10 protein-coding genes are annotated in these 13,792 nt (G+C 62.5%); 7 read left to right on the top strand and 3 right to left on the bottom strand.

Annotated elements, in window-relative coordinates:
* Window positions 1-8 precede the first annotated feature (8 nt).
* Together CRO06_RS15850 and CRO06_RS15855 are read right to left on the bottom strand one after the other, a co-directional pair.
* Window positions 9-1,598 (bottom strand): DHA2 family efflux MFS transporter permease subunit, encoded by a 1,590-nt coding sequence (locus CRO06_RS15850; protein WP_097058843.1) that lies wholly within the window; start codon window positions 1,596-1,598, stop codon window positions 9-11.
* A gap of 96 nt (window positions 1,599-1,694) precedes the next feature.
* Complete coding sequence (locus CRO06_RS15855; RefSeq protein WP_097058844.1) at window positions 1,695-3,893, bottom strand: primosomal protein N'; 2,199 nt, start codon at window positions 3,891-3,893, stop codon at window positions 1,695-1,697.
* Between the two features lie 134 nt (window positions 3,894-4,027).
* Here CRO06_RS15855 and rpmE point away from each other — a divergent pair, with 134 nt between their 5' ends.
* The 4 genes from rpmE (at window position 4,028) to CRO06_RS15875 (ending at window position 8,580) form a co-directional block, all read left to right on the top strand.
* Window positions 4,028-4,246 (top strand): 50S ribosomal protein L31, encoded by a 219-nt coding sequence (rpmE, locus tag CRO06_RS15860; RefSeq protein WP_022995164.1) that lies wholly within the window; start codon window positions 4,028-4,030, stop codon window positions 4,244-4,246.
* A 192-nt stretch (window positions 4,247-4,438) separates the two neighbouring features.
* On the top strand, window positions 4,439-5,713 hold the full coding sequence (locus CRO06_RS15865) for a malic enzyme-like NAD(P)-binding protein (protein ID WP_097058845.1): 1,275 nt from the start codon (window positions 4,439-4,441) through the stop codon (window positions 5,711-5,713).
* A gap of 177 nt (window positions 5,714-5,890) precedes the next feature.
* Complete coding sequence (locus tag CRO06_RS15870; protein WP_097058846.1) at window positions 5,891-7,288, top strand: DKNYY domain-containing protein; 1,398 nt, start codon at window positions 5,891-5,893, stop codon at window positions 7,286-7,288.
* The gene (locus CRO06_RS15875; RefSeq protein ID WP_244902847.1) at window positions 7,285-8,580 is read left to right on the top strand and encodes a DKNYY domain-containing protein; all 1,296 of its coding nucleotides are present in this window, start codon (window positions 7,285-7,287) and stop codon (window positions 8,578-8,580) included. The genes CRO06_RS15870 and CRO06_RS15875 overlap by 4 nt, the downstream gene beginning before the upstream one ends.
* Before the next feature lie 30 nt (window positions 8,581-8,610).
* Here CRO06_RS15875 and CRO06_RS15880 read toward each other — a convergent pair whose 3' ends face one another.
* A complete protein-coding gene (locus tag CRO06_RS15880) occupies window positions 8,611-11,136 on the bottom strand; it encodes a penicillin-binding protein 1A (RefSeq protein WP_097058847.1) in 2,526 nt (841 codons plus the stop codon).
* A 334-nt stretch (window positions 11,137-11,470) separates the two neighbouring features.
* Here CRO06_RS15880 and CRO06_RS15885 point away from each other — a divergent pair, with 334 nt between their 5' ends.
* Genes CRO06_RS15885 through CRO06_RS15895 form a run of 3 tightly spaced genes read left to right on the top strand, consistent with a single transcriptional unit; the run spans window position 11,471 to window position 13,792 of the window.
* Complete coding sequence (locus CRO06_RS15885; RefSeq protein ID WP_026948241.1) at window positions 11,471-12,538, top strand: pilus assembly protein PilM; 1,068 nt, start codon at window positions 11,471-11,473, stop codon at window positions 12,536-12,538.
* Window positions 12,535-13,119: a PilN domain-containing protein gene (locus CRO06_RS15890; protein WP_022995170.1), complete on the top strand. Its 585-nt coding sequence runs from the start codon at window positions 12,535-12,537 to the stop codon at window positions 13,117-13,119. The genes CRO06_RS15885 and CRO06_RS15890 overlap by 4 nt, the downstream gene beginning before the upstream one ends.
* Window positions 13,106-13,792, top strand: coding sequence for a type IV pilus inner membrane component PilO (locus CRO06_RS15895; RefSeq protein ID WP_022995171.1), 687 nt, complete (start codon window positions 13,106-13,108; stop codon window positions 13,790-13,792). The genes CRO06_RS15890 and CRO06_RS15895 overlap by 14 nt, the downstream gene beginning before the upstream one ends.

Consider the following 13,792-nt stretch of genomic DNA (forward strand, 5'->3'; position numbering starts at 1 on the left):
GTCATCCTTCATTGTGTTGCCGGGTTGTTGGCGGGGGCATTGGTCACGGGGCGGGGCCGGTTATGCAGGCGGCTCAACAGCACTGAGGGGATCGCCACCAGCACCAGGCTGGCCACCAGAATCCAGAACCCGTCCTGGTAAGCGAAAATCGATGCCCAGATGGTTTCCAGTCGCCCCATTAAATGCCCGGCCATGGCCTGTAGGTGGGTGTCCGGAACACCCAGGCGGCCGGCCAGTTCGGCCAGTTGGCTCAGTTGCTGCTGGGCGGTGCTGTTGCCGGCGTGCACGCCGGCGTTGAGTTGCTGGCCATGCTCCACGGTGCGGCGTTCCAGCATGATTACCAGCCCAGCGGTGCCGAGCGCGCCGCCCAACTGCATGGCGAAATTGATGGCGCCGGAGCCGTGGCCGGTGAGGCGAGGCTCCAGCGCGGCGATGGCCTTGGACAGGGTGGGTGGTGGGAACGCCGCCATGCCCACGGAAAGAATCGCCATGGTGGTGGCCAGGTATGCGAAGGAGGTATCCCAGTCCATCAGCGCCATGTGCCAGACCGCGAACAGGGCGCAGGCCAGCCCCGGCAAGGTCAGCCAGTGCGCCGGATAACGATCGCTGAGGCGGCCCACCAGCGGTACCAGAATCGCCAGCACCAGAGTGGAAGGCAGAAAAATCTTGCCGGCGCTGACCGGACTGTAATGCAGAACGGTCTGCACGAATTGGGGTAGCAGATACATGATGCCGTAGAAAGTGCCGCCGAACAGGAACATGGCGGAGGTGCCGGTCACGAACAAGCGGTTGCGGAAGATGGCCAGATCCAGCAGCGGGTGGCGGCAGCGCTTCTGCCACAGGAAAAAAGCGGTGCCCAGCAGAACGCCGGTGACAATCAGTATGGGCACCCGGGGATCATCCCAGCCCCAGCGTTGACCATTGGACAAGGCCGCCAGTAGGGAGAAAACGGCGGCGAAGGAGATCGCCACGCCGGCCCAGTCAAACGGTGAACGCGGCCCTTTGCCCTCGTGAGTGGGTAAAAAGAAGTAGCCCATCACCACCGCGGCGACACAGATCGGCAGCGTGATGAAGAAGACGTAACGCCAGGTGAAATTCTCCACCAGCCAGCCGCCGATCACCGTGGCCAGAGTCAGCGGCAGCCCCAGACACATGCCGTACATGGCGGTGGCCATGCCCCGGCCTTCCGGCGGGTAGGCGGCGAACAGAGCCTCCATGGCCACCGGCCGGATCAGTCCGGTCATCGCCCCCTGAATGACCCGGGCCGCCACCAGCGCCGCCATGCCCTCGCCCAGACCGCCGAGCAGGGAGGCGGCGATGAACACCAGCAACAGTCCCATGAAGGTAGCGCGCTGGCCCACCGCCGACACCAGCCAGGGGGCCACCAGCAGGGATACGGTGGTGGAAGCCAGAAAGCCGGTGGACAGCCATTGCACCTGGCTGTCGCTCATGCCGAAGGCGCCCTTTATATAAGGAATGGCGACGTTGACGATGGTGATCGACATGCCAAGCGCCACCAGACCAAGCATGACGGTGAGCGTTACCCACAGACGGTAACGCGGACCGTAACGCTGGAACAGAATGTCCACCTGACTCATGCATGCTCCTGATGGCCCAGGGATCGAAAAAGCCCGGGTGGGGTGCGCGGGAAGCCGCCAGTTTAGTCAAGTGAGGTGACGTATTCCAATGGCGAATTACACCATCTCGGTGGGATCCACATCCAGATGCCAGCGGCAATGGCGGGCGGAGGGCAAGCTTCGGGCATGACGCACCAGGGCGTCGAGCACGGCGTGCAGAGCCGGGCGCTGGGGCGCCTGCAGCAGCAGTTGGGCGCGATAGCGGCCGGCCCGTTTTTCCATCGGCGCCGGCGCCGGTCCGAGCAGGTTCACACTGTCGTCATCGACGTTACTGTTCTGCTGGAAGGGCGCCGCGCACTCATCAAGAAAGGCCAGGGCCTTGTCCATGGACATGGCCTCGCAGCGCAGTAAGGCGAGATGGCCGAACGGCGGAAGCCCGGCCATGCGCCGTTCCTCCAGCAGCGTGTCGGCGAGGGCGTGGTAGTCGCCAGCGGCGGCCAGGCGCACCAGATGATGATCGGTATGGCGGCTTTGCAGCAGCACCCGGCCACGCAGATCTTTCCGCCCGGCGCGGCCAGCCACTTGCAGCAGCAATTGCGCGGCCTGTTCCGGGCCACGGAAGTCGGCGCTGAGGAAACCGGCGTCCAGATTGGTGATCACCACCAGACTCAGGCGTGGAAAGTGGTGGCCCTTGGCCAGCATCTGCGTCCCCACCAGCACCGCCGGCGCGCCGGCGCGGATCTCCGCCAGTTTGGCGTCCAGGCTGCCCTTGCGGCGAGTGGTGTCCCGGTCGATGCGAACCACGGGAGCCTGGCAATGATCACTCAACAGAGCCTCCAGTTTTTCCGTGCCGGCGCCGGCGTCGATCAGATTGCTGGAGCCGCATTCCGGGCAGCGCCGCGGCACCCGCTGCTGGTGATCGCAGTGGTGACAACGCAACTGCGACAAGCTGCGATGCCAGGTCATGACGCTGTCGCAGCGCGGGCACTCCGCCTGCCAGCCGCAGTCCCGGCACAGGATCACCGGCGCGAAGCCGCGCCGGTTGAGGAACACCAGAGCCTGTTCACCACGGCGCACGGTGTCTTCGATGGCGGTCAGAGCGGAGGGCAGCAGCGGCGCGTCCGGGGCGGCATCCCGGGCATCCAGCAGCTCGATATCCGGCAGCGCGGCGCCGCCCGCCCTTTCGCGCAAACGCAGCCACTGGTAACGGCCGGTGTGGGCCAGATGCAGGGTTTCCAGGGCCGGAGTGGCGCTGCCGTGGACAACCGGAATGTTCCATTGGCGGGCGCGCCACGTGGCCAGGTCCCGGGCGTGGTAGCGGAAACCGTCCTGTTGCTTCAGGGACCCGTCATGGGCTTCGTCGACGATGATCAGCCCCGGTGCATGTAACGGTGTGAATATCGCCGAACGGGTGCCGATAATGATGCGTGCCCGGCCTTCGCCGGCGGCAAGCCAGGCTTCCAGCCGTTCGCGGTCGTTCAGGCCTGAATGCATGACCGTCACCGGCACCGCGAAACGTTGGCGGAAACGGCGCAGGGTCTGCGGCGTCAGGCCGATTTCCGGCACCAGTACCAGCACCTGCCGGCCAGCCGCCAACACCGGCGCCATTGCCTGCAGATACACTTCGGTTTTGCCGCTGCCGGTGACGCCGTCCAGCAGGAACGGTTGAAACCCGCTGGCCTGATTGATCGCCTCGATCGCCAGTCGTTGCTCCGGACTGGCGCTCAGAGCAGGCTCGGCGAGGACATCCGCTGGCAGCGCTGGTACCTGCGGCAGGTGCTCCTCGCGCTCCGCCCACTGCTTCTCCCGCAGGGCCTGGAGCGCCGGGCGCGATACCGACAGCGCTTCCAGCATGGCCGGGGTGAGGCCGTCCGGGTGTTCGGCCAGCAGGGCCAGGGCTTCCTGTTGGCGTGGAGCCCGCTTCAGGCGGTCCGCCGTCACGTGCCGGCCGCGGTCGGTGATGCGCCAGCGGATCTCGGCGTCCGGCCGTGCCGCCTGCCCTTGGCGCAGCAGTGTTGGCAGCACGAAATTCAATACTTCGCCAAGGGGGTGGTGATAGTAGCCGGCGGCCCATTCGCACAGGGTGTAGAGCCGCTCATCGATGATCGGCGCTTCGTCGAGTACTCGTTTGACCGCCTTGAGGGTCTTCAGGCTGCTGGGCTGATGATCGTGGACCACGCCCACCAGGGTCCGTTTGCCGAACGGCACTTCCACCCGGGCGCCACGGGGCGGCACCGGCGTCTCCGGTGGCAGGGAATAGTCAAAACAGCCTGGCAGGGGGACCGGCAAGGCAACCTGTAAGGTGGAGAGCGGCACGTGGAAATCCGGAAAACAGCGGTTACAGCTTGCGCATCGGGCGCAAACTGATATAGTTCGCGTTCACTTTTCCCGGCGTAAGCCAGTGTGGTGCCCGGCCTTGATCGGGTAGCGACACGCAATGGAGCCCAGTTATGAAAGCAGACATTCATCCTGAATACCAGGACGTGGCGATTTCCTGCAGCTGCGGAAACGTCATTCAGACCCGGTCCACCCGTGCGGGTGATTTTTCCGTGGACGTATGCTCCGCCTGCCACCCTTTCTATACCGGCAAGCAGAAGCAGGCGGACAGCGGCGGTCAGATCGACAAGTTCAAGCAGCGCTTTGGTGTGTTGCGCTCCAAGAAGAACTGATCGTTCTCATTGCTTTGCGTTCCACCTGTAAAAAGCACCCTTTCGGGTGCTTTTTACGTTCATCGGCGGCATTGTTTTACATAAATAGCGGTTTTGCATCGATAGTGTTGATATCGATGCAAATTTACGTCGATTGATATTTATTTGGCCAATATAGTGTTTTAAAGCCCGTTTCGGGGAGCGGAGACCACCATGTCCGAGGATTTCAAGAAGGCGGCCCTGGATTATCATGCCAAACCACGCCCGGGGAAGATCAGTGTCGAGGTGACCAAAAGCGCGAAAACCGGTCGCGACCTCAGCCTGGCCTATAGTCCGGGCGTCGCGGAACCGGTGCGTGAAATCGCCCGGGAACCGGAACTGGCTTACCGTTTTACCGCCAAAGGCAACCTGGTGGCGGTGATCAGTGACGGCACCGCTATCCTGGGACTGGGCAATCTGGGCGCGCTGGCGTCCAAGCCGGTGATGGAAGGCAAGGGCATTCTGTTCAAGCTGTTCGCTGGCATCGACGTGTTCGATATCGAAGTCGAAGCGGAGGATCCGCAGGCGTTCATTGATACCGTGGTGCGCATTCACACCACTTTTGGCGGTATCAACCTGGAAGACATCCGCGCGCCGGAATGCTTCGAGATCGAACGAGTGCTCAAGGAAATCTGCGACGTGCCGGTGTTCCATGACGACCAGCATGGTACCGCCATCGTGGTCGGCGCCGGGCTGCTCAACGCCCTGGAAATCCAGAACAAGCGCATTGAGGACATCAAGGTGGTGTGCGTCGGCGCCGGCGCCGCCGGGGTTGCTTCCGTGCGGCTGCTGATCGAAATGGGCGCGCGCAAGGAAAACATCCTGGTATTGGACCGCAAGGGCGTGATCCACAACCGCCGTGATGATCTCAACCAGTACAAAGCGGCGTTGGCCAACGACACCGACAAGCGCACTCTGGATGACGCCATCGAAGGCGCCGACGTGTTCATCGGCGTGTCCGGCCCGGACATGCTGACCCCGGAAATGGTCAAGAAGATGGCCGACAAGCCGATCATCTTCGCGCTGGCCAACCCGGACCCGGAAATCCGCCCGGAAGTGGCCAAGGCCGCCCGCGCCGACGCCATCATCGCCACCGGCCGTTCCGATTATCCGAACCAGGTCAACAACGTTCTGTGCTTCCCGTACATGTTCCGAGGGGCCCTGGATGTACGCTCCACCTCCATCAATGAGGACATGAAGCTGGCGGCGGTGCACGCCATCGCCGAGCTGGTGCGCGAAGCACCGCCCCGGGAAGTGCTGGAAGCCTATGGTGGCGAGCCGTTGAACTTCGGTCCGGAATACATCATTCCCAAGCCCAACGACCCGCGCCTGCTGGGCCGGGTCTCCGCCGCCGTGGCCCGCGCCGCGGTGGATTCCGGCGTCGCCCGCAAAGGCTACCCGTCTCACTACCCGCTCAAGTCCCTGGACGATATCTTCCCGGAACTGTAACGGACGGGGATCGCGCGGCGCGTCAGCCGCTCCCACGGCAGGTTCTCGTGGCCTTCGTGGGAGGCGGCTAACGCGCCGCGCCGGCTTTACCCCCCTCCCAAGCCCTCTCCACCGCGCGCAAACCGATCCGCATGACTATACTGGGCCGGGCAAAGGCAGACGCATGGAGCGCGGTGTTTGGACGATACCAACAAACCTGAGCCAGCCATTGGCGGCAAAGCCGGTTTCATCATCGCGGTGCTGGTCAGTATAGCCAGTGCCCTGGCGATCTGGTGGATGCTGTCCAAGGATAGCCCCGAAGTAGACCCCACCAATTATCCCCGCAGCCGCTACGCCCACGATGACGCTGGCGGTGTCTGGTTCCTGCGCCCCGGTGACGGCTATCAACGGGTGGAAGGCGCCGATGCGAGCAGCTTCGAACCTCTGCCGGCCAATGCCAATGGCCCTGTTGAATACAGCGGCCTGGCCCGGGACCGTGATCACTTTTATGCGATGGGACAGCGCATGCCGAGTGTGGCGCCGGACAGCGTGCGCTACCTGGAGTCGCGTTACTACGTTGCCGGCGATCAGGCCTATTACGGCACTGCCCTGCTGCAAGGAGCCGACCCTGGCCGGTTGCGGGTATTCCAGAATGCCGTAAGGTACCCGAACGAGTACGCCCATGATGACCGCCATCTGTATTTCCAGGGCCATTGGATCCAGGGCGCGGACATTGCGTCCCTGGCGAAAGTCCCGCGGGAAACGCCGACGCCGGCGGAGCGCGTGTACCTGAAAGACCGTCACCGGGTGTATTACCGGGGTCGAGTGGTGGCGGGCGCGCGCCCGGATCAGTTCACTCTGATCACCGTGGAGGGGCAAAGCCGGAACCTGATCTACGATGCCCATTACGGTTACGACGGTCAGCGCTATTTTCTGGGAAGTGAGGCAGTGCCGGAGCGGGTGGCCGGTACGGATCGGGTTCTGCCGCCGGGCAGTCTCAAACTGCTGCTGGCGGACAAGCTCCTGGGTTGGCATGCCCTGTTTTATCAGGGCCGGGAACTCTTTTATCACCAGCCCCTTGCCAATGAGTTGAAGCCCCTGTGCCAAAGGGATTCCGGCGCTCCCCTGGAACGGATCGGGCGTGGGTTCTACCGGGATGACCGGCATCTGTACTACGCCTGGACGGCGCTGGATCATCGCAAGGGCCGGTACGCCAGCGGCCTGCGCGGTTGGTACACCGGGTTGGAAGTAGTGCCTGGTGTGCATCCCGATGATTTGCGCCTGATCGGTGAGCGCCGCTTGCGCATGCAAGGCAAAACCCTGACCGGGAATCTGTATCAGGCCGGTGACCGCCGTTTCCTCAATCCATCCGAAGGATATGTGGCCGGCCTGTGGGGCGTGACTGAAAAAGGACAGCCACGGAGGCTGGATAGAGCGCGCGAGTGCTTGGCGTATACTCGCAATCCGGACTGGAACTACGTTCCTGTGTGGGCCCGCGACATTCTTATCCTGCTTGCTATCGTGCTGATCGCCATTCGTGGCATCCGCTGGCTGTTGCGGCGAAGGACGGCAGGAATCAAGGGAGAGCATCAATGAGGAGATGGGGGCAGGGACTGGCCTGGGTTACGGCAATTCTGGCGTTGATGGTCTCGCTGATGTTGTGGCTGGACCCCGGGGAAGAACCGGAGGTGACTCGAACCGATTATCCGGTGAGCCGCTACAGCCATGATGAGGACGGCGGTATCTGGTTTCTGCAGGCGGGAGAGGGCCATCAGCGGGTCGAGGGGGCTGATCCGGAGACGTTCGAACCGGTGCCCGGCGATACTGGGAGAGGCTACTTTTACAGTGGTTTGGCCCGGGACCGTGAGCACTTTTACGTGGACGGACACCGTAAGCCGGAAGTGAATCCGGATTCCGTGGCTTATCTGGGCCGCCATTATTATCGGGCCGATGAGCGTGTGTACTACCGGAATACACTGCTGGACGGCGCCGAGGCCGCCAAAGTCCGCGTCCGCCACGGCGATTACGCCGACGACGGTGCCCGTCTGTACTATCAAGGACACTGGATCGCCGGTGCCGATGTTTCCTCGCTGAATGAAGTGGCGGTGACCGAACGGACCTCGGCGGACTTTCACTATCTCAAGGATGCCAACCGGGTCTATTACCGGGGAAAGGTGGTGCAGGGGGCCGAACCGGCGGACTTCACCGTGATCAGGGTCGAGGGCGGCACCTGGGGTAACCACTACGGCTACGATGGCCGGCGCTATTTCTTCAAGGACCAGCCATTACCCGATCAAGTGGCGGACACCGGCCGGACCCTGCCGCCCGGTGCGCTGCAATTGCTGCAGGCGGACAAAGAATTCGGCTGGCATGTGCTGTTTCATGAAGGCGATACCTTTTATTTCCATCAACCCTTTACCAATGAATTGAAGGTGTTGTGCCGGCGTGATTCCAGTGCGCCCTTGGAAACCCTGGCGCAAGGGCTCTATCGGGATGACCGGCATCTGTATTACGCCTGGGTGGAATGGGACTGGAACCGGCAAAGCCGAGGCGGAGGGCGCGGGCTGCAGGGTTGGAGCAGTGGCCTGGCGGTAGTGCCGGACGTCGATCCCGACAAGTTCCGTTTTATCGAAAAGGCGCGCTACCGCCGGTCGGGTTCCGCGCTGCGTGGCGGCGTGTACGATGCCGGTGGACAGCGTTTTTTCCACCCGGATTACAAGGGAGCAGCGCCCTACCGGGCGGCGTTGATGGGCTTCGATGAGAGCGGCGAGTTGCGCCATTTGCGACATGATGGCCGCTGTGGTGCCTACACGGAGTCTCCGAACCGCTCGAGTTTCTTCAATGATCTGAAAGGTATGGTGAAATGGATGATCAATCGCGGCTCGTGAGCCGCGATTGATCCAGCAACCGGGAACGGATCAGAAAATCTGTTCCGGGGCGCCGCCACTGCCGCCGTTATAGGGGCTTTCCTGTTCTGGCACTTCATCTTCGCGGAAATACTCGAAGATGGCATTGCTGTTGCCGGACCGCGCGACCAGGCCGCTCTTCGGATCAATACGGACCGAGACAATACCCGGCGGCTGACGCAGGGCGGTTTCCGGAACGCCTTCCAGAGCCTTGCCCATGTAGCTGATCCAGATTGGCAGGGCGGCACGGCCGCCGTATTCACCCCAGCCCAGGGATGTCGGCGTGTCCAGTCCCACCCACACAGTGGTCACCAGACTCGGCGCATAGCCGGAGAACCAGGCGTCCACGTGATTGTTGGTGGTGCCGGTCTTGCCGGCCAGATCCTTGCGGCCCAGGGAGCTTGCCTGGCGGCCGGTGCCGCGCTTGATCACGTCCTGCAACATGGAATTCATCAGCCAGGCCACTTCCGGATCCAGAGTGCGGGGCGCCAGCACCGGCGGCGGCTGCAGTGTTTCCGGAGGTTGCTCATCGCGGTTGCTGTCGCCGAGACTGACTTCCTCACGCTCCAACAGCGTGGGCAACTGCTCGCGCTGTTCCCAGGCTGCTTCCTCAGTGGCGATTCGGGCCCGTTCATCGGCGCAGGGCAGGTCGCACCGCAGTACTTCCGGCGCGCGCCACAGCACATGGCCGTCGCGGTCCTCGATGCGATCAATGTACCAGGGGGTCACCCGGTAGCCACCGTTGGCGAACATGGCGTAAGCGGTGGCCAGCTCCAGCGGCGTCAGCGAGCCGCTGCCCAGGGCCAGGGACAGATCCCTCTGGAAACGGTCATAGGGCAGACCGAATTCCTTCAGGGTCTCCATGGTCTGCTGGATGCCCACCTGGCGGAGAATGCGGATGGACACCAGGTTGAGAGAACGGTACAGCGCCTCACGCATGCGGGTTGGGCCGTAGAAGCGGCCGCTGGAGCCTTTCGGCCGCCAGGCCTTGCCCAGTTCGGAACTGTCGTAGACCACCGGGGCGTCATTGATAATGGTGGCCGGGGTGAAGCCGTTTTCCAGTGCGGCGGTATAAACAAACGGCTTGAATACGGAACCCGCCTGACGCTGGCCCTGCATCGCCCGGTTGAAGTTGGAGGCGGCGAAGCTGTAGCCGCCCTGCAATGCCTGCAGGGCGCCGGTTTCCGGATCCAGTGACACCAGCGCGGATTGCGCCTGGGGCAGTTGCGCCAAGCGCCAGTGGGCGCCGCTCTTGTCATCCACCGGGCGCAGGTAGATGACATTGCCGACTTTGAGGACATCGGCGACCTGTTTCGGTTTTTTCCCAACATAGCCCTTGCGCAATGCCGGGCGGGCCCAACTGATATCCTTCCAGGCCACCACGGCCTGTTTGCCGTCGCCCAGCAGTACCGCCGCGGCGTCTTCCCGTATCTCGGTGACGATGGCCGTGCGCAGCGGCCCATACGCGGGCTGGTCCTTGAAGGTATCGAGCCAGGCGACCACATCGTTGCTCAGGCTTTCCTGATCTTCCTCCTCCGGTCGGGCCAGCTCCGGCTGTGGTGCCTCATCCTCGGGGGCGGCTTCCGCATCGTCGCCTTGGGGCCAGGCCAGCTTCGGCAGAGCGCCGGTGTCCACCTCGGCCAGCGGACCGCGATAGCCGTGGCGCTCATCGTATTCGTGCAGGCCCTCACGCAGGGCGCGCACCGCCGCTTCCTGGCGTTTGCTGTCGACCGTGGTGATAACCCGTAAACCCTGGGTGTAGAGGTCCCCGGGGATGATATCGGCCACCGCCAGGCGCGCCATCTCCGCCACATAGGCGCCTTCCACTTCAGGTCGTGAAGTGTGATAGCGGGCGGTCACCGGTGCCCGCCGGGCTTGTTCCATTTGTTCCTCGGTAATGGCGCCGGTTTCGTGCATGCGGCCGAGAATCCAGTTGCGGCGCTGTACCGCCCGCTCCGGGTTGGTGATCGGGTTGTAGGCGGAAGGTGCCTTCGGCAGGCCGGCGATCATCGCCCACTGCGGCAGGGTCAGTTCGCCGATGTCCTTGCCGTAGTAAACCTTGGCCGCGGCCTGGGCGCCGTAGGAGCGGTGGCCCAGATAGATCTTGTTGAGATACAGCTCGAGGATTTGTTCCTTGGTCAGGATGTGCTCGATCTGCATGGCCAGCACGATCTCGTTGAACTTGCGCAGGAAGCGTTGTTCCCGGTCGAGAAAGAAGTTGCGCGCCACCTGCATGGTGATGGTGGAACCGCCGGAGCGGATCTCGCGATAACGGATCAACTCCACCGCGGCCCGGGCCAGCCCTTTCACATCCACCCCGGCATGGCGGAAGAAGCGCTCGTCTTCCGCCGCCAGTACCGCCTGGACGAACAGCGGTGGCAGATGGTCGAAGGTGACCGGCTCGCGACGCTTCTCGCCGTACTCGGCCATGAGTTTCTCGTCACTGCTGTAGATACGCAGCGGCGTCTGGTACTCGACCTCGCGAATGCCAATGGCATCAGGCAGTTGCGGCGCCAGGTACAGATAGGAGCCGGCCATGACCAGGACGGCGCCACAGACGGCGGCAAAGGCGAGGAGGAGGAGAGGGCGGATCCAGCGGACGGCAGATTGCATATAGTGGCAATTGATGTGGATTCAGAATAAAGGCTTAGAGCATGTCCTCGGCGGTCCGGGCCAAGTCACCTGGGACGGTTTATGCGCGGGAACAGCATCCAGCCGTGAAGCACGTCATTATACGGCGTAAAGGTTGTTGTGATCTAATAACCTTTCTGCTACTACTAATTTCTCATGTTGTACAGCATAAGAACTACGTAAGTATATCTTTTTCTGGGTAAAAAAGTACTTCCAATCTACTCTCTTGGGGCGAAAGACTGTGCTGCCTTTTCTAAGAAAAAAGGCCCAAGCCATGCTGGGGGTCGATATCAGTTCCACCGCCGTGAAGCTGCTGGAGCTATCCAGGTCCGGGGGGCGCTTCAAGGTCGAGAGCTACGCCGTCGAGCCGCTCACGGCCAATACCGTGGTGGAAAAAAACATCACTGATGTGGAAGGGGTCGGGGACGTGATCGCCCGGGTGGTCGCCCGGGCCCGTCCCGGGGTCAAGGCCGCTGCCGTGGCGGTGCCGGGCTCGGCCACCATCACCAAGGTGATCGAAATGGACGCCTCGCTCAGCGAGGACGATATGGAAACGCAATTGCGGGTGGAGGCGGACCAGTACATTCCATTCCCGCTGGATGAAGTGCGCATGGATTTTCAGGTGCTCGGCGCCACCGAGGATACGCCCGACCGGGTGGAAGTTTTGGTGGTGGCGTCGCGCACGGAAAATGTGGAGATGCGCGCCGATGCTCTGGAGATCGGTAACCTTCAGGCCAAGGTGGTGGACGTGGAGGCCTACGCCATGGAGCGGGCCTTCCAACTGGTGGCGCCGACCCTGCCCAACGCCGATGAACTGGAAACGGTGGCGGTGTTCGATATCGGCGCCACCATGACCACTCTCAATGTGTTCCATCAGGGGCGCAGCGTCTATACCCGCGAGCAACTGTTCGGCGGCAAGCAGCTCACCGAGGAAATTCAGCGCCGTTACGGCATCTCCATGGAGGAGGCCGGGCTGGCGAAGAAAACCGGTGAATTGCCGGAGGACTATGAGAGCGAGGTGCTGCAGCCGTTCAAGGACGCCATCGTCCAGCAGATCAACCGGTCCCTGCAGTTCTTCTATGGATCCACCCAGTTCAATCAGGTGGATTACATCCTGCTGGCTGGCGGTTCGGCTTCCATCACCGGATTGCCGGCGCTGATCCAGGACAAGGTGGGTGCCGGGTGTTCCCTGGCCGATCCCTTCGCCGGTATGAGCAAGGCCGGCAAGGTCAATGTCCGGGCCCTGGCCAACGACGCCCCGGCGATGATGATCGCCTGCGGCCTGGCGCTGAGGAGCTTTGAACTATGAGCACCAGCATTAACCTGCTTCCCTGGCGGGAGGCGCGCCGCAAACAGCGCCAGCAGGAATTCGTCGCCTTGCTGATTTTCGCCGCCTTGCTGGCGGGCCTGCTGTTCTGGATGTGGAAAGGGATGATGGAGGATCGCATTGCCGATCAGCAGACCCGCAACAGTCATATCCAGGCCGAAATCGCCAAGCTCGATGAACAGATCAAGGAAATCAAGGAACTGGAGACACGTCGCGCGGAACTGGTGGCGCGGATGAAGGTGATCCAGGAATTGCAAGGCAACCGGCCCACCATCGTCTACGTTTTTGATCAACTGGTCCGCACCTTGCCGGACGGCGTCTACTACAGCTCGGTGGAGCGCACCGGTAACGTCTTCACCATCAAAGGCGTGGCCGAATCCAACAACCGGGTATCGCGGCTGATGCGGAATCTGGACGGCTCCGACTGGTTCGTCGAGCCCAACCTGATCAACGTCACCGCCCTGGAAGGCAGTCAGCAGGCGAACCAGTTCACCCTGACCGTGAAGCAGGGGCGCCCGGATCGTGAGGGGGATGAGGGGGAGAATAACGATGAAAGCCTCTGACCTGAAGAATCTCGACGTTCGTGAGCTGATCGACGAAATCAACAGTCTGGATTTCGAGAACATTGGCGGCTGGCCGCTGCCGATCAAGATCGGTGCCGCCGTGCTGGTGTTCGCGGCCGTGCTGCTGTTGGGGTATCTGCTGTCGATCAAGGATCTGAAAGCCCAGCACGAGCGTCTGGAGCGGGAGGAGCGAAGCCTGCTCACCAGCTTCGAAAAGAAGGCGTTCAGCGCCCACAATCTGGAGCAGTACCGGCAGCAGCTGGTCGAGCTGGAAGAGAACTTCGATACCCTGAAAAACCAGCTGCCGCGCGACACCGAGGTGCCCGGTTTGCTGGAGGACATTACCCATACCGGCTTGAGCAGCGGTCTCGAGTTCGAGGTGATCGAGCTCAAGGATGAAGTGCAGAAGGAGTTCTACGCGGAATTGCCCATTGATATCCGGGTGACCGGGGATTACCACGGATTCGGGGCGTTTGTCTCCGGCGTGTCGGCGCTGCCGCGGATCGTCACCTTGCACGATTTCAAGGTGGAGCCGGGCAGCAAGGAGGAGAGTGGCGGCTTGCTGAATCTGGCGATCACCGCCAAGACCTATCGCTACGCCGCCAGCGACGGCGACGATGACGGGGGCAAGAAGGTGGCCGGTAAAAAGACAAGCAGGAACGGCCGTTCCTAG

Source organism: Alloalcanivorax xenomutans (assembly GCF_900217905.1).
In the GTDB taxonomy this organism is placed as follows: domain Bacteria; phylum Pseudomonadota; class Gammaproteobacteria; order Pseudomonadales; family Alcanivoracaceae; genus Alloalcanivorax; species Alloalcanivorax xenomutans.

Coding starts and splice junctions, on each gene's coding strand:
- rpmE (WP_022995164.1), top strand. CDS start 4,028: ATGAAAGCAGACATTCATCCTGAATACCAGGACGTGGCGATTTCCTGC.
- CRO06_RS15865 (WP_097058845.1), top strand. CDS start 4,439: ATGTCCGAGGATTTCAAGAAGGCGGCCCTGGATTATCATGCCAAACCA.
- CRO06_RS15875 (WP_244902847.1), top strand. CDS start 7,285: ATGAGGAGATGGGGGCAGGGACTGGCCTGGGTTACGGCAATTCTGGCG.
- CRO06_RS15880 (WP_097058847.1), bottom strand. CDS start 11,136: ATGGCCGGCTCCTATCTGTACCTGGCGCCGCAACTGCCTGATGCCATT.
- CRO06_RS15895 (WP_022995171.1), top strand. CDS start 13,106: ATGAAAGCCTCTGACCTGAAGAATCTCGACGTTCGTGAGCTGATCGAC.
- CRO06_RS15850 (WP_097058843.1), bottom strand. CDS start 1,598: ATGAGTCAGGTGGACATTCTGTTCCAGCGTTACGGTCCGCGTTACCGT.
- CRO06_RS15890 (WP_022995170.1), top strand. CDS start 12,535: ATGAGCACCAGCATTAACCTGCTTCCCTGGCGGGAGGCGCGCCGCAAA.